26 protein-coding genes and 2 pseudogenes are annotated in these 24,742 nt (G+C 69.8%); 16 read left to right on the forward strand and 12 right to left on the reverse strand.

The window, feature by feature from the left end:
* The 5 genes and pseudogenes from ABZ260_RS18805 to ABZ260_RS18825 form a co-directional block, all read right to left on the reverse strand.
* Nucleotides 1–257 (reverse strand): annotated as a pseudogene (locus ABZ260_RS18805) (hypothetical protein); the annotation flags it as partial.
* Between the two features lies 1 nt (nt 258).
* A complete protein-coding gene (locus ABZ260_RS18810; RefSeq protein WP_343969653.1) occupies nt 259–465 on the reverse strand; it encodes a tautomerase family protein in 207 nt (68 codons plus the stop codon).
* A gap of 1 nt (nt 466) precedes the next feature.
* A complete protein-coding gene (locus ABZ260_RS18815; protein ID WP_355618931.1) occupies nt 467–700 on the reverse strand; it encodes a hypothetical protein in 234 nt (77 codons plus the stop codon).
* A gap of 68 nt (nt 701–768) precedes the next feature.
* Entirely contained in the window at nt 769–1,659 is an 891-nt protein-coding gene (locus ABZ260_RS18820) for a VOC family protein (RefSeq protein WP_355556069.1), read from the reverse strand.
* Entirely contained in the window at nt 1,656–2,300 is a 645-nt protein-coding gene (locus ABZ260_RS18825) for a class II aldolase/adducin family protein (RefSeq protein ID WP_355556072.1), read from the reverse strand. The genes ABZ260_RS18820 and ABZ260_RS18825 overlap by 4 nt, the downstream gene beginning before the upstream one ends.
* A 102-nt stretch (nt 2,301–2,402) precedes the next feature.
* Between ABZ260_RS18825 and ABZ260_RS18830 the strand changes: the two genes are divergently transcribed.
* The 7 genes from ABZ260_RS18830 (at nt 2,403) to ABZ260_RS18860 (ending at nt 8,336) form a co-directional block, all read left to right on the forward strand.
* Entirely contained in the window at nt 2,403–2,981 is a 579-nt protein-coding gene (locus ABZ260_RS18830; RefSeq protein WP_355618934.1) for a PadR family transcriptional regulator, read from the forward strand.
* A 278-nt stretch (nt 2,982–3,259) separates the two neighbouring features.
* The gene (locus ABZ260_RS18835; RefSeq protein WP_355618937.1) at nt 3,260–4,111 is read left to right on the forward strand and encodes a helix-turn-helix transcriptional regulator; all 852 of its coding nucleotides are present in this window, start codon (nt 3,260–3,262) and stop codon (nt 4,109–4,111) included.
* A 198-nt stretch (nt 4,112–4,309) separates the two neighbouring features.
* Nucleotides 4,310–5,146, forward strand: a complete 837-nt coding sequence (locus ABZ260_RS18840; RefSeq protein ID WP_355618940.1) for an aldo/keto reductase — start codon at nt 4,310–4,312, stop codon at nt 5,144–5,146.
* Nucleotides 5,147–5,359: 213 nt separating this feature from the next.
* A complete protein-coding gene (locus tag ABZ260_RS18845) occupies nt 5,360–5,728 on the forward strand; it encodes a BlaI/MecI/CopY family transcriptional regulator (protein ID WP_355618943.1) in 369 nt (122 codons plus the stop codon).
* Nucleotides 5,725–6,675: a M56 family metallopeptidase gene (locus tag ABZ260_RS18850; protein WP_355618946.1), complete on the forward strand. Its 951-nt coding sequence runs from the start codon at nt 5,725–5,727 to the stop codon at nt 6,673–6,675. Before ABZ260_RS18845 ends, ABZ260_RS18850 begins: the two co-directional genes overlap by 4 nt.
* 49 nt (nt 6,676–6,724) lie before the next feature.
* Nucleotides 6,725–7,609 (forward strand): F510_1955 family glycosylhydrolase, encoded by an 885-nt coding sequence (locus tag ABZ260_RS18855; protein ID WP_355618949.1) that lies wholly within the window; start codon nt 6,725–6,727, stop codon nt 7,607–7,609.
* A 91-nt stretch (nt 7,610–7,700) separates the two neighbouring features.
* Entirely contained in the window at nt 7,701–8,336 is a 636-nt protein-coding gene (locus tag ABZ260_RS18860; protein WP_355618952.1) for a methyltransferase domain-containing protein, read from the forward strand.
* 34 nt (nt 8,337–8,370) lie between these two features.
* On the opposite strand, the gene ABZ260_RS18865 is transcribed toward ABZ260_RS18860, so the two are convergent.
* Both ABZ260_RS18865 and ABZ260_RS18870 read right to left on the reverse strand, forming a co-directional pair.
* Nucleotides 8,371–10,458: a DUF4132 domain-containing protein gene (locus ABZ260_RS18865; RefSeq protein ID WP_355618955.1), complete on the reverse strand. Its 2,088-nt coding sequence runs from the start codon at nt 10,456–10,458 to the stop codon at nt 8,371–8,373.
* 139 nt (nt 10,459–10,597) lie between these two features.
* Nucleotides 10,598–10,756: pseudogene (locus tag ABZ260_RS18870) on the reverse strand (helix-turn-helix domain-containing protein); the annotation flags it as partial.
* A 62-nt stretch (nt 10,757–10,818) separates the two neighbouring features.
* On the opposite strand from ABZ260_RS18870, the gene ABZ260_RS18875 reads away from it, so the two are divergent.
* Nucleotides 10,819–11,007: a hypothetical protein gene (locus ABZ260_RS18875; RefSeq protein WP_355618958.1), complete on the forward strand. Its 189-nt coding sequence runs from the start codon at nt 10,819–10,821 to the stop codon at nt 11,005–11,007.
* Nucleotides 11,008–11,011: 4 nt separating this feature from the next.
* Complete coding sequence (locus tag ABZ260_RS18880) at nt 11,012–12,112, forward strand: winged helix DNA-binding domain-containing protein (RefSeq protein ID WP_355618961.1); 1,101 nt, start codon at nt 11,012–11,014, stop codon at nt 12,110–12,112.
* 315 nt (nt 12,113–12,427) lie between these two features.
* Here ABZ260_RS18880 and ABZ260_RS18885 read toward each other — a convergent pair whose 3' ends face one another.
* Nucleotides 12,428–13,063 (reverse strand): DUF305 domain-containing protein, encoded by a 636-nt coding sequence (locus ABZ260_RS18885; RefSeq protein WP_355618963.1) that lies wholly within the window; start codon nt 13,061–13,063, stop codon nt 12,428–12,430.
* Nucleotides 13,064–14,071: 1,008 nt separating this feature from the next.
* On the opposite strand from ABZ260_RS18885, the gene ABZ260_RS18890 reads away from it, so the two are divergent.
* A complete protein-coding gene (locus ABZ260_RS18890) occupies nt 14,072–16,573 on the forward strand; it encodes a heavy metal translocating P-type ATPase (RefSeq protein ID WP_355618966.1) in 2,502 nt (833 codons plus the stop codon).
* A 130-nt stretch (nt 16,574–16,703) separates the two neighbouring features.
* On the opposite strand, the gene ABZ260_RS18895 is transcribed toward ABZ260_RS18890, so the two are convergent.
* The gene (locus ABZ260_RS18895; protein ID WP_355618969.1) at nt 16,704–17,276 is read right to left on the reverse strand and encodes a TetR/AcrR family transcriptional regulator; all 573 of its coding nucleotides are present in this window, start codon (nt 17,274–17,276) and stop codon (nt 16,704–16,706) included.
* An 87-nt stretch (nt 17,277–17,363) separates the two neighbouring features.
* Here ABZ260_RS18895 and ABZ260_RS18900 point away from each other — a divergent pair, with 87 nt between their 5' ends.
* From ABZ260_RS18900 to ABZ260_RS18920, 5 genes are all read left to right on the forward strand, one after another.
* The gene (locus ABZ260_RS18900; protein WP_350926889.1) at nt 17,364–17,735 is read left to right on the forward strand and encodes a DUF4267 domain-containing protein; all 372 of its coding nucleotides are present in this window, start codon (nt 17,364–17,366) and stop codon (nt 17,733–17,735) included.
* 55 nt (nt 17,736–17,790) lie between these two features.
* Nucleotides 17,791–18,285 (forward strand): cupin domain-containing protein, encoded by a 495-nt coding sequence (locus tag ABZ260_RS18905; RefSeq protein WP_355618972.1) that lies wholly within the window; start codon nt 17,791–17,793, stop codon nt 18,283–18,285.
* 63 nt (nt 18,286–18,348) lie between these two features.
* Nucleotides 18,349–19,167, forward strand: a complete 819-nt coding sequence (locus ABZ260_RS18910; protein WP_355618975.1) for an alpha/beta hydrolase — start codon at nt 18,349–18,351, stop codon at nt 19,165–19,167.
* 319 nt (nt 19,168–19,486) lie between these two features.
* A complete protein-coding gene (locus tag ABZ260_RS18915; RefSeq protein WP_355618978.1) occupies nt 19,487–19,906 on the forward strand; it encodes a YciI family protein in 420 nt (139 codons plus the stop codon).
* A gap of 15 nt (nt 19,907–19,921) precedes the next feature.
* Nucleotides 19,922–21,208 carry a sigma-70 family RNA polymerase sigma factor gene (locus ABZ260_RS18920; protein WP_355618981.1) on the forward strand — a complete coding sequence of 429 codons (1,287 nt, stop codon included), beginning with the start codon at nt 19,922–19,924 and terminating at the stop codon, nt 21,206–21,208.
* Nucleotides 21,209–21,492: 284 nt separating this feature from the next.
* On the opposite strand, the gene ABZ260_RS18925 is transcribed toward ABZ260_RS18920, so the two are convergent.
* Nucleotides 21,493–21,921: a DUF6010 family protein gene (locus ABZ260_RS18925; RefSeq protein WP_355618983.1), complete on the reverse strand. Its 429-nt coding sequence runs from the start codon at nt 21,919–21,921 to the stop codon at nt 21,493–21,495.
* A gap of 34 nt (nt 21,922–21,955) precedes the next feature.
* A complete protein-coding gene (locus ABZ260_RS18930; protein ID WP_355618986.1) occupies nt 21,956–22,096 on the reverse strand; it encodes a hypothetical protein in 141 nt (46 codons plus the stop codon).
* 189 nt (nt 22,097–22,285) lie between these two features.
* Here ABZ260_RS18930 and ABZ260_RS18935 point away from each other — a divergent pair, with 189 nt between their 5' ends.
* Nucleotides 22,286–23,236 (forward strand): helix-turn-helix domain-containing protein, encoded by a 951-nt coding sequence (locus ABZ260_RS18935; RefSeq protein ID WP_355618988.1) that lies wholly within the window; start codon nt 22,286–22,288, stop codon nt 23,234–23,236.
* A 141-nt stretch (nt 23,237–23,377) separates the two neighbouring features.
* On the opposite strand, the gene ABZ260_RS18940 is transcribed toward ABZ260_RS18935, so the two are convergent.
* Nucleotides 23,378–24,229 (reverse strand): transposase family protein, encoded by an 852-nt coding sequence (locus ABZ260_RS18940; protein ID WP_355618991.1) that lies wholly within the window; start codon nt 24,227–24,229, stop codon nt 23,378–23,380.
* Between the last annotated feature and the right edge of the window lie 513 nt (nt 24,230–24,742).

Below are 24,742 nucleotides of genomic sequence, written 5' to 3' on the forward strand. Positions count from 1 at the left end.
GAGGACGGCCCTGGCGGCATGGGTAAGGCGGTCGTAGTCATAGCCGAGCGGGGTGCCATGGTAGACGACGACCTGGGCGCGGAGGCCTGGGCCGCCGCCACCGCGCAGTACGGCGCCACGGCCCGCTCCACCTCGGCCGCGCCGCCGAGCGCGACCTCTGCCCACGGCTCGCGAGTGTAGGGGTCGACGCTGGTGAACGTCTCGCCGCCGGAGGACTTCACTTCAGCACCGTCGATCACGTGTCCGAAGAATTCCATGTCAATCACCTTTGTTGATCTCGTCGCGTTCGGCGAGCGTCTGGTCTCCGGCCGCCCAGTGGGTGCGGGGCACCTCGCGTACGATCACCCGGATGCTCTGAGCAGGGGCGCCGAGCGAGCGCTCGACGGCGGCGTGCACCTCGTGGATGAGCGCCCGGATCGCGCCGGGTTCGCGGCCCTCGGTCAAGGTCACCTCGACCAGCGGCATGTCACACCCCCGCCACGGACACGAAGCCGAGGCCGCTGAAGCGCAGGGGCACCGACGAGCCGGGCCGGCGCGGCACCGCGCCGGTCATCTCGCTCGTCAGCGGCGCGTGCTGCGTCCGGTAGGCGGTGGCCAGGTCCGGCCCCGGCCGTTCTTCGGTGATGGGGCCCTGGTCGGCGCGGTTCCGCCCGGCCTCCAGCAGCACCTCGGCGGTGCGTTCTATGGTCCATTCACTCATGCGATCGATCCACTTTCCGGTGGCCGTCGTTTCGGCCGGATGAGGCGCGGGGGAGTAGGGGAGAGGACTCAGCTCTGGCCGAGAGGGCGGCGGATCTGAGGTTGGCTGTGGACGCGGCGCGTGGGGCCCTGCCACATGTCGATCGAGCCCGGCTCGGCCGGGTCGAAGTAACGGGGCCGCCAGGCGTCCTCGTCGGTGATGAGCCGCACGCCCCAGGAATACTCGTACGTGATCCCCTCCGGCCCCTTGAAGTAGACGAACACCGCCGTCGACTGCGGATGGCGGCCGGGGCCCATCTCGATCTCGACCCCGTTGGCCTCCAGGAAGTGACAGTTGCGCATCAACGCGTCGAGCGAGTCGACCTGGAAGTTGATGTGACACAGCCCCGGCTGGCTGCCCTGGAACACGGCCAGCTTGTGGTGGACCTGGTCGATGCGCATGAGACAGGCCCAGTCGCCGATCCAGTCCGACACGCGGGCGTTGAACAGGCCGGACCAGAAGCGGTACGCCTCGCGCACGTCCGGGGCGTCCAGGCACAGGTGCCCGAACTCGGTGATGCCGGCCTCGCGTCCGTAGCGGACCGGTGCGGTTAGCGCCACCTGGTCGATCACCAGGTCGATGCGGTTGCCGAACGGGTCGTCGAACGACAGGAAGTCCCGGACCCGGCGTGAGTTGGCCTCCTTGGCGTCGCCCCGTACGACGGTGACGCCGGCCTTCTCCAACTCGGTCTCGGCGGCGGCGAGCGCGTCCTCGTCCCGGACGGTGAACCCGGAGCTGATGACCCCGGACTCCCCCTCGACCAGGGCAAGGCAGTGGTGGCGCTGGTCGGCGCGCAGGTAGGCGACGCCGTCCTCTTGGGCGGTGAGCTCCAGGCCGACGATGTCCACGGCGAACCGTATGGCGGCGTCCAGGTCGGCGGCGCCGGACCGGACGTAGGCGATGTCGTCGAGCTCGATCATGACAACTCCCGGAGATAGGACCAGATGCGGTTGGACAACTCGGATCGCACGGCCCGCCACGCCTCCTGCTCGGCGGGCGTGAGGGGGGTGGGGGTGCCGGAGGCGGTGGCGGTGGCGTTCATGCGGGCGGAGGCCTCCAGCACCCACATGAGGGCGACGGCCTGGCCGACGCTTTCGCCGACGGTCACGGCGCCGTTGCCCCGCATGATCAGGGCAGGCGCCTCACCCAGGCGCTCGGCCAGCGCCCGCCCGCGCGTGCGGTCGCGCACCAGCGTCGCGTCGTCGAACACGGGCACCTCAGGCCCGAGGAACGCCCCCTGCCCGTGCAGCGGCAGGATCGGCACCCCCGCCGAGGCCAGAGCCGTGGCAGTGGGCGGCTGTGCCCGGCAGATCGCCCGCACGCCGGGCCGCGCCCGGAAGATCTCCAGGTGGATCCACGCCTCGCGCGGCGTGCCGTCGGGCAGGTCGGTGGCATCCAGCGGGACCTCGGCGTGCTGCGTGTCAGGCCCGAGCGTCCCGAGCGGCACCGGCGGGGTCATCAGCAGCCGATCATCCCCGACCCGCAACGACACGTGCCCGAACGCGGTGACCAGCCCGGCCGCTGCCAGCGCCCGCCCGGCGTCCGCCAGCCCTGTGTTCACACCAGTACCTCTCTGCCCATGCGCATCTACAAAAACAGGCAGGACAATACATGTATATTCGTACATGTTCTAGGGCAAGTGGGACGCCCCTATGCTGAGGGCATGTCGCTTCAGCACGCACTGCTCGGCGTCCTGGAGGCGCGCCCGATGAATGGGTACGAACTGACCCGCTTCTTCGATGCCGCCCCGCGCTGGGTGTGGTCCGCGCCGCAGAGCCAGATCTATCCGACGCTCCGCCAGATGGAGCAGGCCGGGCTCATCGAAGGTCAGAAGGAGATCCGGGGCACGCGGCTGAAGCGGACGGTGTACTCGATCACCGAGCGCGGGCTTGAGGAGCTGAGGACCTGGCTGGGCACCGGCCACGCCCTGGCTCCGGTGCGCGACTCGTTCTTCCTGCAGGCACTCTTCTTCGACATGATCGACGCGGATCGGGCCGCGCCCGTGCTCAAGGCGTACATCGCCGAGCAGGAGCAGCTGATCACGGAGTGGCGCGCGCACCGGGAAGCGCTGCTGGCCAAGGACACCGACCTGCTCAAGGAGCGGCTGAAGAACCGCCCGCCGGCCGAGCACGACCGCATCGCCGGGCTGAAGGCGCACGTCTTCACAGGCCAGATCGCCGTCGCCCAGGCCCGCGTCGACTGGGCCCGCGAAAGCCTTCGCCTCCTCGCGGAAGGCGTCTGACCGGGCGAGGGACGCCCGGACGGCCGCAGCGGAGCCGGAAGACTGCTGTAGCGCATCCTGCCAGGTGGCCCCGGTGACGCCGAACAGATCCAGCATGATCTCCGAACGCATCCAGCCGGGCGTCAGCGACACGGCCGTCGCCCCCGCCGCTCCCAACTCGATCGCGATGCCTCGTCCGGCGCCTCGTGTACCCCCCGGCGACCAGCGCGACCTTGCCGGGCTGAGGCTGGCCCTGACAGGGCGACGATGAGCGCGCCGGGGGTCGGTAGGTTGCGGATGTGAGCGACAACGAGCTGGGCGCGTTCCTGCGGAGCCGCCGGGAGGCCATCAGTCCCGCCGATGTAGGGCTCCCCGCCGGGTTCCGGCGGCGGACCCCCGGGCTGCGCCGCGCCGAGCTGGCCACGCTCGCGGGAGTCAGCGTGGAGTACCTCGCACGGCTGGAGCAGGGCCGCGACCGGCATCCGTCCCCGCAGGTGCTCGGCGCGCTCGCCGACGCCCTGCGGATGTCCACCGACGAACGTTTCCACCTCAGGCTCTTGGCGAAGGCGACCGAAGGCGGCAGCGTGTTCGTCTGCCCTTCGGCGCAGCCGCCGGTCGTGTCCGTACGGCCGACGGTGCGGGCGCTGCTGGACAAGCTGGAACCCGCCCCGGCGGTGCTGATCAACCGGATGACACAGGTGCTCGCGTACACCACAGGCTTCGAGCGCCTGGCCCGGCCCACCGGCCTCCTGGACGCGGCCGAGCCCAGTTTCGTACGATTCGTGTTCACCGATCCGCGCGCCCGCGACATCTACCCCAACTGGGACGCCGTCGCGACCCAGCAGGTCGCCACCCTCAAGTACGCGGCCGGTCTTGCCGACCCGCACGTGGCGGCCCTCACCGACGAGCTCACCGTCACGGCCGGCAGACCCTTCGCCGAGCGGCTCACGACGCCGGGCGTCCCCGAGCGGGCAGGTGTCCAGCGCTGGGCGCATCCGCAGGCCGGGGAACTGCGCCTCGCGTACGAGGCACTCGAACTCGCCGACGACCAGCGCCTGATCGCCTACCTTCCGGCGGACGAGGCGTCGTCGGCCGCGCTCGATCGCCTGGCCGGCCGCCACCCTGGCACGCTCCGCGTCGTCAACGGCTGACCGCAGAAGGCCGCCTGCCGGGGCCGGTCTGTCCTCCCGGTGGGCTCGGCACTCGGGGTGGGTGCCATGAAGCGGAAAGTGGCTCCGTGTAATCGCTTGCCGGTGTCAGCAGGCCTTCGTCTGGCGACCCTCCGCCGAATATGACGATCACCGGCACTGTTATCTTGATCAACTTTGAGTGAGAGGCGAAACCGACACATGACATCGAGCACCTTCCGCATCGGGGGCGCGATCGACGTACGGCGGCTCGGCTTCGGGGCCATGCAACTGCCGACCGGACCCGGACCGGCTCGGGAAGCAGCCATCGCTGTGGCCCGACGAGCCGTCGACCTGGGCGTCACACTGATCGACACCGCGCACCTGTACGGGTGGGGCGCCAACGAGGAACTCCTCGCCGAGGCGCTGCACCCCTATCCGGACGACCTGCTCATCGCGACGAAGGTCGGGATCGCGCCGCCGAACCCCCCGCACGATGCGGCGATCTGCGGACGGCCGGACTTCCTGCGGGATCAGGTCGAGCAGGGCCTGCGCCGGCTTCGCGTCGAACGGCTCGAACTGCTCCAGTTGCATCGCATCGATCCGGAGGTGCCGCTCGCCGACCAACTGGGGGCGCTGCGCGAGCTCCAGACCGAGGGCAAGATCGGCCTCATCGGACTGTCCGAGGTCACCGTCGCCGAGCTTGAGGAGGCGCGGCAGATCATCGACGTCGCGAGCGTGCAGAACCGTTACAGCATGCTCGATCGCGAGCACGAGGCCGTGCTCGAGGCCTGTGCCGCGGCGGGGATCGCCTTCCTGCCCTGGCGGCCCGTCCACCCCGCGGTATCGGCGGCGACGGCCGAGATCGCCGCCGTGGCGGCCGAACTCGGCGCCACCGCGGCGCAGGTCGCGCTGGCGTGGCTGCTCCACCGCTCACCGGTCGTGCTGCCGATTCCGGGCACCGCCACCATCGACCACCTGCGGGAGAACGTCGCCGCGGCGAACCTGCGGCTGAGCGGCGATCAGCGGCGGCGACTCGATCGGCTCCGGCCGCGATGAGTCACCCACCGTCGCCACGCTACCTCGAGGTCAAGCCCTGCACCCCGGAAGGTGTACGGGCGATGTCTTTTTCGCCAGAAGGCCCCGGGGTTCGGGCTCACCCGGATCGCGATCCCGGCGATTCGCGGGCCGACGGTGGAAGTGATGCACGGCCGGACATCTACGACGGCCGGTAGCATTGAGTGATCCGCTGGTAGATGGGAGTCTCACCTGATGCGTGGTCTGGGAGACCTGGAGTCCACGGTCATGGAGCGCCTGTGGTCGTATCACCGGCCGGCGTCGGTCAGGGACGTGCTCGAAGATCTTCGTCGTGAGCGGGACATCGCCTACACGACCGTCATGACGGTGATGGACAAGCTGCACAAGAAAGGCCTGCTCCGCAGGAAGCCGATCGGCCGGGCGTATGTCTACGAGACGGTGGCCAGCAAGGAGGCCTACACCGCCGAGTTGATGCGCAGCAGTCTCGCCTCCAGCGGAAACCAGGCGGCCACGCTGGTGCACTTCCTGGAGCGGCTGACCCCCGAGGAGGCGACCGCGCTGGAGGCCGCCCTGAAGGTGTATCCCCCCGGGGGGCGCACATGATGGCCGCGGCCGTCCTGGCCCTGTACGCGGTGGTCGCGGTGGTCGTGCTGCCCCGCCTGCTGGGCCGGGGCGAATGGGCTGATCGCGCACCTCGTCTGGCGATCTCCGTCTGGCTGGCCGGCTGCGCCTCCGTGGCCGCCTCTGCGATCTTCTCGATGCTCGCTGTCGCGATCCCGGCCAGTGTGATCGGCCATGGCCTGGCCGAGTTCTTCGAGGCGTGCGCGGACATGCTCTCCGACGGCGCGTTCCTTGCCGCCCCGGGCACTCGCGCCGCCTTGCTCGGCGCCGGGCTGATCGCGGGCAGGATCGCCTACTGCGGAGCGGCCATCCTGGTCAGGGCACGACGGGAACGGCGACGGCACGCCGAGATGCTGAACCTCCTCGGCCGCCACGACGGCGCGCTGGACGCGGTCGTGCTCGATCACGACGAGGCCGCCGCCTACTGCCTGCCCGGCCGCGACGGCAGAGCGGTCATCACGACCGCGGCCCTGCGGTCCCTGGCTCCCGAGCAGGTCGCCGCTGTCCTCGCTCATGAGCAGGCGCACCTGCGAGGGCGCCATCATCTCGTCTTGGCCGCCGCCGAGGCCTTCTGTCGCGCCCTCCCCTATCTGCCGTTGTTCGCCCGGGCCCGGAGCGAGATCGCACGGCTGATCGAGCTTCTCGCCGACGACGTCGCGGCCCGCCGCCATCCGCGTATCCACATCGCCGCCGCGCTGGTCCGGCTCGCCACGGGGCGGGCACCGGCGTTCGCGCTGGGCGCGGGTGGCGAGACGGCCCTCACCCGTGTTCGGCGCATGCTCAGCCCGGCGGCTCCGCTCGGAGCCCGGGAACGCGTCGCGGGCCTGGCCGCGGTCGCCCTCCTTCTCATCGGCCCCGCGGCCGTGGCGGCGATTCCCGGGGTGGGCTCGTTCCTGGCCCATCACTGCCACGGCGTCTCGCTGTTCTAGCCACCTACTAACTACGATGGTAGATAGTAGGTGGCGGTAGGGTGCTGTCATGGTCTCCATCAACCGGCGTCCTTGCCTGCGTACGGGCGTCGCCCTGGCCCTCCTGGCTCTTGCCGGCACGGCGTGCACCGAGGAGCCCTCAGCGGGCGCCGCCGATTCGGCCGATCCCGGAATCGGGCACGTTCACGGTCTCGGTGTTGATCCGGCGGATGGCACGGTCTACGTCGCGGGGCATTACGGCCTGTTTCAGATCCGGTCCACGAACACGGTTCGGCGTATGGCCGATCGGATCCAGGACCACATGGGTTTCACCGTCGTCGGGCCCAGGACCTTCCTGGCCAGCGGACACCCGGGGGAGGCCGATGCCTCATCCGGGGTCTCCCCGCACCTGGGGCTGATCCGCACGACGGACGCCGGTGCCACCTGGACTTCGGTGTCGGAGGCGGGCACCGCTGACTTCCACGCCATTCAACCGGCGGGCGCCACCCTCTACGCCTACGACAGCCAGAAGGGGCAGATACGGCGCAGCGGTGATCAAGGCAAGAGCTGGGTGCCGGGAGCGAGAGCAGAGGTGATCGATCTGGCCGCTCATCACGAGAAGCCGAATCGCGTGTACGCGACCACACCGAACGGGCTCCGGGTCAGCGATGACGGCGGCGTGAACTTCACCGCGCTCGCCGATTCCCCGCTCATGTCCCACGTGGACTCTGTCGGCAAAGACGATCTCGTCGGAGCCGGGACCGACGGCCAGGTGCACACCAGCAGGGACTCCGGCAGGACCTGGCAGGTGGCGGGCCGGCTGCCAGGCCAGGTCGCCGCCTTCGCGGCTGTCGACCGGCAGCGTCTCCTCGCGGCCATGGAGGACGCAACCGTCGTGGAGTCGACAGACGGGGGACGCCGGTTCTCCGTGATCTACCGTCCCGCCTCGGGCTGAGGTCTCCCGCGGGCCGTGGCTCGATCGCTCCAGCTCGGGGGGCCGGCAGAGCCGCCGGTGAGCCGGCAGGTGATGATGAGAGCGGGAGGAGATGATGACGAAGACCGGCATAAGCCATCCGATCTTCGCGCGGCTCTATGCCCGCGTCAGCCAGGTGGTGGAACGCGCAGGCCTGGCCGAGCGTCGCGAGGCGCTGCTGGCCGGGCTCTCGGGAAAGGTGATCGAGGTGGGCGCCGGCAACGGGCTGACCTTTGCTCATTACCCGCCGGCCGTCACCCGGGTGCTTGCGGTCGAACCGGAGCCGTGTCTGCGCCGGCTCGCACGGGCCAATGCCGGCAAGGCACTCGTTCCGATCGACGTCGTCGACGGCCTCGCCGACCGGCTGCCGGGCGAGGACGCGAGCTTCGACGCCGCGGTCATGTCGCTGGTGTTGTGCTCGCTTCCCGACCAGGGCTCGGCGTTGCGGGAGGTGCGCCGGGTGCTCAAGCCCGGAGGGCAGCTGCGTTTCCTGGAGCACGTCCGGGCCGACTCGCCCGGCATGATTCGCGTCCAGCGTCTGCTGGACGCGACGATATGGCCCGGCCTGTTCGGGGGCTGCCACACCGGCCGCGACACCGCGGCGGTGATCGAGCGGTCCGGATTCACCCTTGAGCGGCTGGAACGCTTCCTGTTTCCCGGCGTTCGCACGCCGTTGTCCTATCTCATTCTCGGCGTGGCCCGCCGGTGACATCGGACCAGGACGCGTCCTGGTCCGATGTGGATCAAGCCCGGAGCTGGCGGGTGATCGAGGGGTCGGTGATGGCGGTGTCGTTCGCCAGCAGGAAAGCCTTGCTGAGGATGAGCGCCAACCGGCCGTCCTCCTCGAATGGAAGGAACAGTCCGGGGTGGGGGTCGCGTGCGGAGACGATGCACAGGTAGGCGTCGTTGGGTTCCATCAGGATGTTCGCCGACCCCAGGTGGATCTTGTAGGTGCGTAGATCGCCTCGAACCACCAGGAAGCGGTCGGTCATGACGCACCGGTCCGCGATAGTCGTACGCCCGATCAATCGGGACAGCGCGTCGCGCCGGACCTGGGCGCTCTCGGCCAGGTCGCCGAAGCTGTAGGACTGCCAGTAGTCCCCGTGGCCGTTGGGGTCCAGGCCGGTGGAGGTGACGCCGACGGCCAGGTCGGCGTCTCGCAGTGCCTCCGACAGGATGAGCGGAGGAACCTCGGCCAGCGGGACCGGCGAGATGCCGGCGAGGAAACGGATGTCGCCGCTGACGCAGATGGAGGCGGTGGTGCCGTAGCCGTCGCGTTCGTAGGAGTGCTCGTCCAGGTGGAAGTCCCAGGTGGCGGTCAGGCCGCCGGGCAGCTTTTTGGCGGCGGCGCACTCGTCGGACCCTCCGGCCGGGTCCCAGTGGCCCAGCGACATGCCGGTCCAGCCGCGATCGGTGAGCAGTGCCTTGGCCTGGCCGTACCGGAGCAGGTGGCTGGAGAACCGGCGCGAGTGGTCGCGCGTCTCCTCTTCGGCGGGGGTGAGCAGGTAGACCTCGCGGAAGGCCTGCTTGTACGGCTGGCGCAGCTCCTTGCCCTGCACCACCTCCCGCCAGGCGCGCACCTCCTCCACGGACGCGCGGGCCGGATGCCACAGCCGCACCGGCACGTCCGGCACGGTCAACCCCAGCTCGCTGCGCCACACACCGGGCGAGACCTCGAACTCCCAGATCAGCCGATCGGTGACCGGGTGACCCTCCAACTGCCGATACGGCGGAGCCGCCTCACCGGCGCATCCGGCTTCCAGCGCCCTGCTCAGGGTGGCCTGCTGCTGCGCGGTCTGCTTGGCCAGCTCGCGCAGCCGCTTGACCTCCTCGGGGTGCTCCCGTTTGACCGCCGCCGGGACCGCCTTCAGCTTCCTGTCCCCGTGCCACCACGACAGCTCGACCTTGCCGTCGGTTGAGATCACCGCCGTGTGCTCGCCGACAGCCTGCCGCACCCGCCCGTCGGGTATCCGGAACGCCACCTCCAGCCGGTTGGCCAGGGCGGCCTCGATGCGCTTGAACATGCGGTCCAGTTGCTTGGGCACCCCGGCATGCCGGGTGGCCTGGCGGGCGGCGCGCAGCGCGGAGATCGCCTCGGGCGTCGGGTGGTCCTGCACCGCGCGGGCGATCTCGAACAGCAGTCCCTGGGAGGGCAGGGTCTTGGCCTGGGTGGGCGCCACCGCGATCCCGCGCAGCAGCCTGTTCAGCAACTCGGGCAGCCAGGGCTCGTCCCGGAAGAGCGCCAGTCGTACGGCCCGGCCGAGGATCTCCTTCTCTCCGTCCTCGAACGCCTTCTCCGCCCGGTAGGGAATCTCGCCGGCGTGGATCGCCGCGACGCGGGCCTCGGCCGCCTCCAGAGCCGTCCGGGCGAAGTCCAGGTAGCCGGGTTGGCCGCTGAGCCATTCGATCACGCCGGGCAGCGGGGCGGCATGGTCTGACCGTTCCCGCATCGCCTCGGCGAGCAGCGCCCGCCGCTCCACGTCCCAGCCGAGTAGCACTTCCATCTCGGCGGCCGCGATTGGCCCGCGCTCCTCGGTGAGCCGGGCGCCCACTTCGGCGCCCATGCCCGCCAGCCCCGCCGCCACCAGCACGGAGAAGGGTTCGTATGGTCGTTTTCCGTCCGGCATCAGGAATCCGACCAGCTCGCGGGCCGCCACGGCCAGCCGCTGCCCGTCGACCACGTACCGTGCCGATATCGAACTGCCATCACCGGCCCGGACCGACGCGCCCAGCCCGGTGCTCAGCTGGGAGACGTCAGGCCAGTATGTGGGGTCATTCGCGGTCCCGTTGATCAGATTGAGCAGGCGCTGCGCGAGGGGGGAGAGGTGCATGCCGATAGTTCCTGTCAGAGGTGGATCTGGCGGGTGATGGTGGCGCAATCTATAGCAGCAGCGAATGACAAAACGTCGGTGACGGCGGGCATACTGCACCCCACTCCGGCCGCACCGCCTCAGAGTCGAGCCCCTTGAAGGCCACTATGGGATAGCCGAGCTCGCGCAGGCGGTCGACATCACGGCGCACGGTGCGCGGGCTGATGTCCAGCCGCTCGGCCGGCAGCGCCCCCGGCCAGTCCCGGCGCGTCTGGAGCAGCGAGAGCAACGACAGTAGTCGCGCTGAAGTCTTCGGCATGATTCCCATATTGCCCGGAGAAGCGGACACTCCCTGGCCGCTTCGCCTGCGACTGTTGTCGCGTGCCAGTCAACGACAACAACCCGAAGGACCCGAACGCCGTGACCGCCACCACCACGCCCCCCTCAACCCTCGACGCCGAGCGGGGCGACCTGCTCACCGGCCGCTACCGCAAAGGTCGGCCCGAGGCGCGGAACGCGCGGATGAACCGGGTACCCCGGCACCTGACCGACGAGCGCGCTGCGGCATGAGCCGATGACCGTTCTCGACACCCGGGCGCTCAACCGCGCGACGCTCGCCCGACAGTTGCTGCTCGATCACGCAGACGTGCCGGTCCTCGACGCCGTCGCGCACCTGTGCGGCCTGCAGGCGCAGGAACCGCAGGAACCGTTCGTCGGGCTCTGGGCGCGGCTGCGCGCGTTCGACCCGGCGGTGCTCTCGGATCTGCTGATCCGGCGGAGCGTGGTGCGGACCCACCTCATGCGCCGCACCGTCCACCTCCTCGCCGCCGACGACGCCCTGGCCTGGCGGGCCCGCCACGACATCATGCTGCGCCAACGGGTACTCGGGAACTACCGCCGCGAGCTCGCCGGGGTGGACCTCGACGAGCTCGCGGCGGCAGGCCGGGCGGTGATGGCCGACGACGAGCCCCGTTCGATGACCGAGCTCGCGCGGGCGCTGGCTGAGCGCTGGCCGGCGCCGGGACCACGGGCGCTGGGCGAAATGCTGATCGCCGCCCTCGTCCCGGTGGCGCAGCTGCCGCCGCGCGGGGTGTGGCGTACGAGGGCGGGAGTGCGCAACGTCCTGCTCTCCTCCTGGCTGGGGCGCGAGATCGACCCGCCGACCCCGAAGGGCTCCGATCCGGTCGGCGAAGCGCTGGTACGGCGCTATCTAGCCGCGTTCGGCCCCGCCGCCGCGGCCGACCTGCGCGCCTGGTGCGGCCTCGCCGGACTGCCGGCCGCGGTGGCCGCGATACGCGAGGAGCTGGTCACCTTCCGCGACGAGCGGGGCCGGGAGCTGCTGGACCTCCCCGACGCGCCGCGCCCCGACCCCGACACACCCGCCCCGGTGCGATTCCTGCCGGCGTTCGACAACGCGCTCCTCGGTTACCACGACCGCAGCCGGATCATCGACAACGCCCACCGCGGCCTGTCGGTGGCCGGCGCTCGCGTTGTCCTGGTCGACGGCCTGGTCGCCGCGACCTGGAGCGTCAAGGTCGGCACCGTGATCGTCACCCCGCTGCGCCGCTTCTCCCGAGCCGACCGCACCACCGTAGCCGAGCAGGGGCGGGCGCTGGCGTCGTTCCTCTCCGACAACGACAGCCAGCGCGTACAGATCGCCGCGTCTCCCCGCTGAGCGACACACCCGCGAGTTGCCTCCCCTGAACACGGGGTCGGGTGGCGCGCTCCGGTTCACGCTGCCGAAGGGCCTGCACGGTCAGGTGCCTGTCCACGGCGGTAGGGGACCCGCGCCGCCCCGCGCCTCAAGGTTCTCGTCGATCCCGGACCTGATCTGCCCCGGCCACGCCGACAGCGGCGGCGACGGCACCAAACGGCGATCAGGCCGGGCGCTCACCTCAGGCCGACTCTGACCAGGGCGGATGAACCACGACACCGAAAGTCGGCGATGTCCTTGTAGAGCACATCCGGACATCGCCGACCGCTCTGTGGCTTACAGCCGGTCGAGAAGCTCCTGCATCTGCTCGATCTCAGCCTGCTGGGCGCTCTCGATGGTTCTGGCGAGTTCCTTGGCCTTGGGATCGGCCCCGTCGCTCTGCTCGGTCTTGGCCATCGTGATCGCCCCCTTGTGATGGGCGATCATGAGTTCCGCGAACATCCGGTCGAACCGGGCGCCCTTTGCCTTCTGGAGCTTGACCATGTCCTCCTCGGTCATCATGCCGGGCATGACATGCCCGCCGTGACCCTCCTCCGGGGCGGAAGCCTTCCAGAGGGACAACCAGTCGGTCATGGTGGCGATCTCCGGTCCCTGCGCGGCCTCGATCTTCGCCGCCAATTCCTTCACCTCCGGGTCGGAGGCGCGCGTCTCGGCCAGCTTGGCCATCTCCACGGCCTGCTCGTGATGCGGGATCATCATCTGTGCGAAGGTGACGTCAACGTCGTTGAAGGAGGCTCCCGACTTCTGGCTCGTGGTGGCGGCGGGAGTGTGAGCACTGCTGGTCGTGCCGGTGTGGCCGGTCATCGCGTCGTTCCCGCCTCCGCAGGCGGTGAGCAGCGCGAGGGCGCCGGCTCCCGCTGTGGCGGTCAGTGCGAGCCTGCGAAGGGCGGAGTGGTCGGCGAACATTTCCATGGTCTCTTTTCGGTCGGTCGTATCTGCGTGTCGATCGTCGGCGGCCGGATTTTCGATGCCGTCCGCGGTGGAGATCGGCCTATAGCCGCAAAACCGAGAGACACGCCAGGCGTAGGGCCGTCCTGCGCGGTGGCGGGCGGGCGACGAGCGGCATCGGCGAGGCATCGGCCATTCGGGCCTGCGAGATTCGCCGCGTCCACATGGACGCCATACCGATGAGGAGAAGGAGGAAGGAGGTGAGTACGGCCAGGCAGACGGAGCTCGGATCAGGGGTGGGGGGAGTGTCGTCAAGCCTTGAGATCAGTTGCCCGGCCTGGGGCATCAGAGCGGGAAGGAGCATGGAGCGCGCCTCCGGCACTCCGTGCTCAGCGGTAGAGGCATGCTCGAAGGCGGCAGGCGTACCGTCGTGTCCCTGCTGATGGTCCAGATGCCCCAGCGTGTGCATCCCGGCGACGCCCAAAACCAGAGCGATCAGAAGAAGCCGGTGCGACACCCGCAACGCGAACCGGTGAGCTGAGCCGCCCATCGTCTTCCCCTCGCAGTCACGGTCTGGCTGGCCTTTCCGGGCATTCTACTATCTATGATAGTAGGGTGATCCGGCGTAGGCGTGCGGCAGGACGCCCTTACGGGGGGCGAACAACGGAGAGGCATGGGCATGCCCCACATGCCCATGACGGGATCCGACACCGACGTCCGGCTTCGCCGTGCGCGTCGCCATGTACCCCGGGCAACGCCGACGTACCCTCGGGGAAGCCTGACCGGGACTCCGGCAGTGGAACCAGTGGGCGATTCCCTCCGATTGGAGATCTCTCGGATCCGGGCATGGTGTTGTCAAGGAGAACGACGTGATGTGCGGCCCGGAAACGCCGCCGTGAGCCGAGCCTGCCGCTCGTCGGGCCTGGATGCCGACGGTGCCCCTCATCCGGGATCGCGTTTCGCGGGGGAATTCACGATTGGCGATAGGAGGGGTTCGATCTCGGCGCCCTCCGAGATGAAGGAGAAAGGCCCATGACAGATCACATGGACACCCGGCACGGCGCCGGCAAGGAGCGCAGCACTGCGGTCCTCGATGTCAGCGGACTGCGGTGGGCCACGGAGCAGAACGTCGTCGCGGCCCGGCTCGGCCGCCGTCCGGGAGTGCTGGAGGTGGAGGTCAACCCGGTCGCCCAGACGGCGACCGTGGTGTTCGACCCGACCCGCACCTGTCTGGCCGAGCTGCGCACCTGGGTGATCGAATGCGGCTACCACTGCGCCGGTCAGTCAGTGCCCTCTCACATCTGTGATCCGATGACCGAGCCGGACCCGCCACCCTTCGACCACAAAGATCACCCTCCCACCTCCCACGGCACCACCACAGCGAAACAGCACGCACCCGGTCGCGACACCCGTGTGGACGACACAGCGCGGGCCGGGGCCGCCGGGCACGTGGATCATGGCGGGTTTGAGAGCGTGGCCGCTCCGCACGAGATGATGGGTCACGGCGGGATGTCGATGGCCGCGATGGTGGCCGACATGCGCAACCGGTTCCTGGTGGCGCTGCTGTTCTCCATTCCGATCGTGGTGTGGTCGCCGATCGGCACCGAAGTGCTCGGCCTGAACCTGCCGGTCCCGTTCGGGCTGCGCCAGGACGTGTGGGCGCTGCTGCTCAGCCTGCCGGTGATCTTCTACTCGTGCTGGATCTTCTTCGCCGGGGCGGTGCGGGCGCTGCGCGCCGGCACCCTGGACATGATGGTGCTGGTCGCGGTGGCGGTCGGCGCGGGCTGGCTGTACTCGGTGATCGTGACCCTCACCGGCGGTGGTGAGGTGTTCTACGAGGCCGCCACCGTGCTGGCCGCCTTCGTGCTGCTGGGGCACTGGTTCGAGATGCGCGCCCGCGGCGGTGCCAACGACGCCGTCCGCGCCCTGCTCGACCTGGCCCCGCCCAAGGCGGTCGTCGTCCGCGACGGCGAACCGGTCGAGGTGCCCACCGCCGAGGTTCTCGAAGGCGACCTGCTGCTGGTCCGTCCCGGGGCGAAGATTCCGGTCGACGGGGTGGTCGAGGACGGCGAGAGCGAGGTGGACGAGTCCATGGTCACCGGCGAGAGCCTGCCGGTGCACAAGCAACCGGGCTCCACGGTCATCGGCGCGACCATCAACCGCAACGGCACGCTGCGGGTGCGCGCCACCAGGGTGGGCGCGGACACCGCCCTGGCGCAGATCGTCAAACTGGTGCAGCAGGCCCAGAACTCCAAGGCTCCTGGGCAACGGCTGGCCGACCGGGCGGCCTTCTGGCTGGTGCTGATGGCGCTGATCGGCGGTGCGCTGACGTTCGCCGCCTGGTTCCTGCTGGCCGGCCGGCCGTTCGGTGTGGCGATCCTGTTCGCCATCACCGTCGTGGTCATCACCTGCCCCGACGCGCTCGGCCTGGCCACCCCTACGGCGATCATGGTGGGTACGGGACTCGGCGCCAAGCGGGGCGTGCTGTTCAAGAACGCGATCGCGCTGGAGACCTCCGCCCGCATCCAGGTGGTGGTGATGGACAAGACCGGCACCCTGACCAAGGGCGAGCCAGAGGTCACCGACGTCATCACCGAGGGAATCGCCGCCGACGAGCTGCTGCGGTTGGTGGCCGCGGTGGAGCGGGAGTCCGAGCACCCGCTGGCCGAGGCGATCGTCGGCCACGCCGACGCGCGCGGCCTGGAGGCGTTGCGGGCCGGGCGGTTCGAGAACGTGCCCGGGCACGGTGCCGTCGCCGAGGTGGCCGGGCACCGGGTGGCGGTGGGTAACCGGCGCCTGCTGGAGCGCGAGGGCGTGGATCTCGGCAAGCTGGCGGCTCACCGGGAGCAGGTGGCCGCCGGCGGCCGTACCGCGGTCATGATCGCGGTCGACGGCACGGCCGCCGCGGTGATCGGCATCGCCGACGCCCCCAGGGAAACTTCGGCGGCGGCGGTGGCCGCCCTGCACGAGCTCGGCGTCGAGGTGGTCATGCTCACCGGCGACAACACCGCCACCGCCGAGCGAATCGCACGGCAACTGGGGATCGACACCGTGATCGCCGAGGTGCTGCCCGGCGACAAGGCGGCCAAGGTGACCGAGCTACAGGCCGGTGGCCGTAAGGTCGCCATGGTCGGTGACGGTGTCAACGACGCCCCCGCGCTGGCCCAGGCCGACCTGGGTATCGCCATCGGTGCCGGCACCGACGTCGCCATCGAGACCGCCGACGTCGTGCTCATGCGCTCCGACCCCCTCGACGTGCCCGCCGCGCTGCTCATCGGCCGGGGCACGCTGCGTAAGATGCGGCAGAACCTCGGGTGGGCGATCGGCTACAACGCGATCGCCCTGCCCATCGCCGCGGGCGTGTTCGAGCCCGCCTTCGGCCTGATGCTGCGCCCCGAGATCGCCGCGCTGTCCATGTCCGGTTCCAGCGTCATCGTCGCCGTCAACGCCCTCGCCCTCAAGCGGCTGCGGCTGCCCTCACCCTCGGGCACGCGCCAGGGCGCGGAAGAACCTCAGACGGCCGAGCACATGTAGTGACCCCATCCGGGCCTGGCCGGTCGCCGGGCACGGATGAAGGCCAAAGGCGCCCGCGCCGGGTCCCGCCGCCGCGGTCAGGTTCGGGAGTCCGCCGTCGAGACGTGGGAGGACGATTGTGATCAGCGGGTCAGTGCGAGAAGCGGCCGAGCAGCAGCGCCAGCCGCCGCTCGTGGCCCTCATGCCGGAGCCTGCCGCCACGCATGAGCGTCATCAGTCCGTGCAGGCCTCCCCAGAGGGTCTCGGTGAGCAGACCCAGGTCGTCCTCCCCGGCCAGTGGTCGGATGGCCTCGCGTAGCTCGTCGAAGGCCGCGTGCAGGGCGGCCGGTGCTTCGGGGCTGGCGAACGGCAGGTCGACGGCATGCGTGAACATCGCGTCGTACAACGCGGGTCGCTGCTCGGCGAACGCGGCGTACGCGGCGCCGACGTCGGCGAGGGCCCGGCGAGGGTCGGTCGCCGACGTGCGGGCCGCGCGCAGCTCGATGGCCAGGTCGGCGAAGCCTTCCACCGCGACCGCCGCCATGATGGCGTCCTTGCCCTTGAAGTGGCTGTAGAGCACCGGCTGGCTGTACTCGACCCGTTCGGCGAGGCGACGGGTCGTCACCGCCTCCCAGCCCTCGGCCTCGACCAGTTCCCGGGCCGCTGCGATGATCAACCGCTCCCGCTCTGCCCGCTCACGCTCCCGGCGCGTTTGAATCGACATGAGGCGATTCTAGCACCACTAGCACTCCTATCAACGCTATGCTAGCGTCGATCGTGTTCCTAGCGTTGATAGAAGTCGGAGAAGATCATGCTTGCCCCCCTCGCCTACGGCCTGGCCGTCGTACTCAACCTCTTCGTCATCTTCATCGGTGTCCGGTTCCTCCTGGCGCCCCGGGCCGCAGCCGCCGGCTACGGCGTCCCCGCCAAGCACGACGGCGACGCCGCCTACCTGACCATCAAGGGACTGCGCGACGCCGGCTACGGCATCCTCGGCCTAGCCCTGCTCGCCTTCGCCGGTGCTCACGCCGAGGCCTGGTACATGCTGGTCGTCGCCCTCCTCCCGCTCGGTGACACCGTCATCGTCCTGCGCCACGGCGGTACCAAGGCCGCCGCCTTCGGTATCCACTTCGCCACCGCCGTGGTGGTGCTCATCAACGCCGCCTTGCTCTTCGCTCTCTGAAGATCAGAAACTGTCTTCGAACGGAAACGCTCGCCCCAGGCAAGGAGTCACACAGATGTCGCTGATCAAGCCGGACTTCGACGAGTCCGTGATCGTCCGCTCCGCCGAGGCCGAAGTGATCGGCCAGGCCCCGACCACCATCCGGCTACTGGCCGACAGCAGCTCCACCGGCGGCGCGCTGTCCACCCAGCGGGTGACCCTGGCCGACGGCGCCGACGGCGCCAAGCCGCATCACCACTCCAACTCGGCCGAGCTGTTCTACATGCTGGACGGCACCGCCCAACTGCTGTCCGGCGAGCAGGTCGTGACCGCCCAGCGCGGTGATCTGGTCATCGTGCCGCCCGGTGTCGCACACGCCTTCGCCGCCGCACCGGGACAGGACGCCGACATCCTCATCGTCATCACCCCCGGCGTCGAACGGTTCGAATACTTCCGCCATCTGGAGCGCATCGCCTACGGGAAGGTGCCGCCCGAAAGCCTGCTGGAGGTTCAGGAGCTCTACGACACCTACTTCCTCAACAGCACGACCTGGAACCAGGCCAGAGCTTGAAACCGCCGATGAGTAACTGACAAGCTCAGGAAACGCGAGGCGACACGTCTTGGATCGCTCATCATGACCGTTCCCAACCTGTCTGAGCTGCGCGACGGGATACACCGGCGGGCCGGCGCGCGTCCCCAAGGCCCTGCACTGACCTATGTGGAAGATCTCGAAGGACCGAACGGGTTGCGGTTGCGCCACTACCGGCCGTCGGGCAAGGAACGGCCGCTGGTGGTGTTCGCGCACGGTGGTGCCTGGGTGATCGGTGATCTGGACACACATGACCGGACCTGCCGGCGCGTCGCCGACGCCTGCGACGTGGAGGTCCTGGCCGTGGACTATCGGCTGGCACCCGAGCATCCGTACCCCGAGGCCATCGACGACGTGGCGGAGGTGGTGCGCTGGGCCGGACCGGTTGCGGTGGCAGGCGACAGCGCGGGCGGCTATCTGGCGACCATGGCCTGCTTGCGGCTGCGGGATGCCGGAGAGCCGCTGCCCGCCGTACAGATCCTGATCTGTCCCAACACGGACCTGACGTTGTCGCAGCCCAGTGTCGAAGAGAAGGGGGCCGGTTACGGGCTGGACGCCGACTTCCTCGCCTGGGCCGTCACACAGTGGACGCCCGATCCCGCCATGCGCGCTCAGGCGAGCCCTCTGCTGGTGTCTGATCTGTACGGCCTGCCGGACGCGCTCATCGTGACCGCCGAGCACGACGCACTACGCGACGAAGGCGACGCCTATGCCCGGCGGCTGGCCCAGGCAGGTGTGCGCGTGGTGCACCGGCAGGAGGCCGGGCTGGTGCACGGATTCATCCAGAATATGGACCTGACCTCTCACGAGGCGGCCGCTGCCCAAGACCGGCTGTTCACCGAGACACCACCGCGCAGGCGGTGAACCTCGACAACTCCATCGAATTCCCCTTCGCCCCGCACCGTGGACGATGTCCTTCGGCTTGGCTCGCGCCATGCGTTCCGGGGTCCAGTAGGCGCGGATCGATATGGCATTGCCGGGCAACCGGCAAAGGGGGAGCGGACCGCCTGGTGCTCATCGCGGTGAGCGGCATAGGCGGGCAGGACGTCGGCCTGTTCGGGGAAATCCTCGAATCCAAGTGTCGGAAGAAGATCGGTGGTTGTGTCGATCCACGACATTCCCGTTCGACCTAGAAGTGAGAGGGTCCGAGAGAGGGGCCCGGACAACCCAGGGAGACAGAACAATGAAGTACATGCTGGTCATGCGCGCCACCGACGAGGCCTACGCGGGGATGGCGGACATCGACTTCAACAAGATGCTCGAGACCATCGGCAAGTACAACGACGAGATGATCCGGGCCGGCGTGCTGGTCGCCGCAGAGGGACTCGACGACGCCGCCGAGGGAGTGGTCGTCGACTACTCCTCCGAGCCGCCCGTGGTCACCGACGGCCCGTACGGCGAGACCAAGGAGCTGTTCGGCGGGTTCTACATCCTCAATGTGGCGTCGAAGGAGGAGGCCGTCGAGTGGGCCAAGCGGTCGCCGATCACCGGCCCGGGCTTCAAGACCGAGATCCGCCGGGTCACCACGATCGACGAGTTCCCACAGGACAACGAGTGGATCCAGAAGGAGCGGGCGTGGCGCGAAGCCACCGGTCAGTCCTGAGCGGATCGACAGGAGATGGCCGATCCCACCGGCCGTGAGGCCGTTGCCGCCGTCTGGCGGATCGAGTCCGCACGGATCGTCGGTGCGCTCGCGCGGTACACCGGCGACTTCGCGCTGGCCGAGGACCTCGCCCAGGAGGCGCTGGCCGAGGCACTCGTGACCTGGCCACGCGACGGCGTACCCCGCAACCCCGCGGGGTGGTTGCTCACCGTCGGCCGGCGCCGCGCGATCGACGCGTTCCGCCGGCGCTCCGCTCTTGACGAGAGGTACGCCGCCCTCGCCCACAATCTGAGCGAGGGTGATGTCGTCTCGGGGAGCGCACCCGCCGATTCGGCCCGGGACGCCGAGGACGTGCTGTGGGATCCGGACCAGATCGATGACGACGTGCTCGCGTTGATGTTCATCTCCTGCCACCCCGTGCTGTCGCGGGAGGCGAGGGTAGCGCTCGCCCTGCGGGTGGTCGGCGGTCTGACGAGCGACGAGATCGCCAAGGCGTTTCTCGTTCCGGCCGCCACCGTGCAGGCCCGGATCACTCGGGCGAAGAAGACCCTCGGGGCGGCCCGGGTGCCGTTTAAGGTGCCGTCGGCCGAGGAGCGGACCGAGCGGCTCGGCTCGGTGCTCAGCGTGGTCTACCTGATCTTCACCGAAGGGTCCTCGGCCAGCTCCGGTGACGATCTGATCCGACTCGACCTCGCGAGTGAGGCGCAGCGCCTCGCCCGGGTGCTGAGCCGTCTGGTGCCGGACGAGCCCGAGGTCCACGGCCTGCTGGCGCTGCTCGAGCTGACCGCGGCGCGCTTCCCCTCCCGCACCGGGCCGGACGGCGAGCTGGTGCTGCTGGAGCACCAGGACCGCCGCCGCTGGGACCGCGCCGCGATCCGCCGGGGGCGAGCCGCCCTGGCCCGCGCGGAGCGGGTCGGCCGGGGCCTGGGCGCCTACGGTTTGCAGGCGGCGATCGCCGAATGCCATGCCGTCGCTCCGTCGGTCGACGCGACGAACTGGGAGCGCATCGTGCTCGTCTACGAGGCGCTTGGCCGGCTCGCGCCGTCACCGGTGGTCGACCTCAACCGGGCGGTGGCGGTCTCTATGGCCCAGGGACCGGCTGCAGCGCTGCCGATCGTGGACGAGCTGGTGGCCGCCGAGGCGTTGTCGAACTCGCATCTGCTGCCGAGCGTTCGCGGGGAACTGCTCATCCGCCTGGGCCGCACCGGCGAGGCGCGCACCGAACTGGAGCTCGCCGTACGGCTGTGCGGCAACGAGCGCGAGCGGGCGGTGCTGGAGCGTAAACTCGCCGATCTCGGCTGACCGGCCCGGAAGCCCTTGGCGCGGCCGCGAAACAGGCGCCGGAAGGCGTCGTGATAGCTCGCGGGGGAAGCCTTCCAGCCTGACCCACCGCGGCCGGCCGCGGTGGGTCAGGCGCCTGGCCGACCCCCTGCGGCCAAAGGGTGCATGCCCCGGCAGGGACGTTGACGACTGCCGACACCGGCCGGCTCCTCGGCCGGGCCCAACCTTCCGCCGGGGGTGTCGGGCTGTGATTTGATCTTGGCCGGAATCGCCGGCATCTCGGCTGGACCCGGAACTGAGCCGGTTTACTCCCCGGCAGGGCCGATCGGCGTCGCGGGCTTGCGGGGCAGGCGGGCACGTACCCAGTCGAAGATCGACGGCCCGCCCGCGAAGCACCACAGCGCCACAACCGGGTCGCAGATGGCGCAGCCGAAGGAGGAATGCTCGGCGAAGGGGAGGATGGGGTTCCCCTTGAGGTGGTGCAGGACGTCCCAGGCGGTGTGGAGCAGCCAGCCGACGCCGATCCAGGTCCAGCTCTTGAGCCCTCGGTAGGCGACATAGGTCATGACGACCGGCAGGACGAACTCCCAGTACCCGAGTCCGCCCCCGCTGAGGTAGGCGGCGCCCGCACCGCCGACCAACACGGCGTTGACCTGGCGTCGATGCGGCTCGGGGATCAGGGACATGAGGGAAACGCAGATCAGCCCGATGACGATCGGCATGACGATGGACATGGGGTGTGGCAATCCGTTCTGAGGTAGGGGTGCTTCAGTTGACGCGGACCTGCCTGGTCCGCTCCGCAGCCTTGTCGAGGCGCCGCAGGGCCGGCAGTCCGCCGGTCCCCGGCAGCCAGGTCAGGGCGGCGGCCATAGGGGCGAAACCGTCATACAGCACGACCTGTGCATGCATCAGCGCTGCTCCTTCTTCGCCTGCGCGGATCTCGCAGCGCAAGGCTAGACCGGCCGTCCTCGGCTCCCCATGGGCTGAATCGACAATTTCCAACGGGTTCTCGCCATCCGGCCCCAGCTGTGAAGATGACCGCGTCAGGGGCTTCACCTGGCTGTTCGTGGTTGGCGGGTTCTCGCTTACGGTGTCCTCATGCACACGGTGGCGGTCCTGGCTCTGGATCATGTGGTGGCGGCCGACATGGCGACGCCGATCGAGGTGTTCGGACGTGCCCGGCTGGCGGACGGGCGCCGGCCGTACCGGGTCCTGGTCTGTGCCGTGACGCCGCAGGTGGCCGGCGACGCCTTCACGCTCATCGCCCCGCACGGCCTGGAGGCGCTGCGGGAGGCGGACACGATCGTCGTGCCGGGATGCTCCGAGCAGGCCGCACCGCCCGCTCGAGAGGTGCTCGACGCCATGCGTGCGGCCGCGGCCGCCGGCACCCGGATCGCCTCCATCTGCGCGGGGGCGTTCACCCTTGCCGCGGCTGGGCTGCTGGACGGACTGAGCGCGACCACGCACTGGGTGGCGGCTCGTCGGCTGGCCCAGATGTTCCCGCGGGTGGATGTGCAACCGGATGTTCTGTACGTTGACAACGGCCAGATCCTGACCTCGGCCGGGGCCGCCGCCGGCCTGGATCTGTGCCTGCACATCATCCGGCGGGATTTCGGTTCGGCGGTCGCCGCGGACTCGGCCCGGCTGTCGGTGATGCCCTTGGAACGGGAGGGCGGGCAGGCGCAGTTCATCATTCACGCCCAGCCGCCGGTTCCCCAGGGTTCGCTGCTGGAGCCGGTGCTGTCGTGGATCGAGGACAACCTCGCCCAGGAGGTGACGTTGGCGGAGATGTCCATGCGCAGCGGGATGAGCGAGAGGACCTTCAGCCGCCGCTTCCGCGAGCAGACGGGCACCACCCCGCTGCAGTGGCTGCTGCGAGCACGCGTACGGCGTGCGCAGTTCCTGCTGGAGACCACCGGCCACGGCGTCGAACGCATCGCCGCGCAGGCCGGTTTCGGCTCGGCCACCGCGTTCCGGGAGCGGTTCAAGCGCGTCGTCGGCGTCACGCCGCAGTCCTACCGCTCCTCTTTCCGGACGAACGCCTCCTGAGATTCCGCCTCTGCGCCATAAACGAGCTTTCGGGGCCGGATCGGCCGAGTTCGTGACGGGCGTGCCCACCGTGTACTCGACGCGCGACGCCTGCTGCTCACTGAGCTGTTGACAGCGACAGTTCGTCGCTCTGGGTGATCATCAGGCGGTGCGGCCCTTCTCGAAGTGGAAGATCGCGAGGGCTGCTGCGGTGATGTCGCCGATGCGCTGCGGGGACAGGCTGACGTGCCGCAGCGCCTTGAAGCGGGTCTTCAGGTCGGCGTTGGCCTTCTCGGCCAGGGCGCGGATGGCGCCGATGACCTTGTTGAACTGCTGCTGCGTGGGGGTGAGTTCGCCGCCGGTGGGCTTCTTGTGGGGCAGGCGGAAGGAAGACGGTGCGCCCTCGTAACCGGTGTCGGCGATCAGGACCAGGCCATCTGCCGCTGCGGCGTCCAGGGCGGTGAGCAGGCCGTGCGCGCGGGCGCAGGTCATGTCGTGTTCGCGGCCGGGGCGGACTGGGGAGGTCCACAGCGGGAAGCCGTCCGGGGCGGAGAGGACCTGGATGTTGCCGCCGTGCCGCTTGTGCTTGCCGGACCACCACAGGTCCACCCCGCCGCTGGGGCCGGGTACACGGCAGCGGTCGGTCTCGATGAGTGCGCCGTCGAGCATCACGTGAGTGTGGCCGGCCGCTTTCGCGCGCTCGATGGCCTGCTCCAGCGTCGGGGCATGGGCCTTGAGCACGGCGATCCCTTCCAGGACGTAGCGGTGGCAGGTCCGGCCCGAGATGCCGTTGTCGGCGGCGAGTTGCGCGATCCGGGTGTTGTCCAGCAACCAGCGCAGCACGAGCACGGCCTGCCGGAACGCCCCCAGGCGCCGCGTTGCGCGCCGGGTTCCCCGCGACCGCCGCTCGGCCTCCAGCAGCCGGGCGAGGTACAAGACGGTCTCGCGGCTGAAGTCGAGCACGGCTGTATAGGTGATACCGGTGGACACGCGAAGCCTCTGTTTCTCGGACATGATCTTGGCAGACCTGTCCCTACCAGGGGCTTTGCTCTTGTCCGGGGCCGGGGTGCTGATCCGGAAGACGCCGCTATCTCTGTGGCTGAGCACGCTGGTTGGCCACGCTGAGCATCACGGTCGGCTGCAGCGACATCGACCGGCGGCTGCGGCAGCTCGCCTTGCTGTCGATCCCGCCTGGCGGCAGGAGGGTGAGTGAGCGGGGACTGTAATCGGCGCCCAGCGGGTCCGGGGCCAACGTCCACGCTGTCCTGGATCGCCTTGCTGGAGTCCGCCGCCGTGTAGCCGATCACTTCGTCGGCGCATGTGGTCCCGATCGCCTGGGTGTCGCGCGCCGTGGCGATCTGGACAGCCAGATATCCGACGCCGCCGGCCGCGGCGTGGATCAGTACCCGCTGGCGGACGTCACCTGGGCGGTGGTCACCAGGGCCTGTCAGGCCGCCAGACCCGCCGTCGCCGAGGCGTCGGCCTGGCCAAGGCGCGGTGCGCCCGGCTCCCGGCGTGCCGGGCTGC

The sequence above is a fragment of the Streptosporangium sp. NPDC006013 genome (assembly GCF_040614275.1).
Classification (GTDB): domain Bacteria; phylum Actinomycetota; class Actinomycetes; order Streptosporangiales; family Streptosporangiaceae; genus Streptosporangium.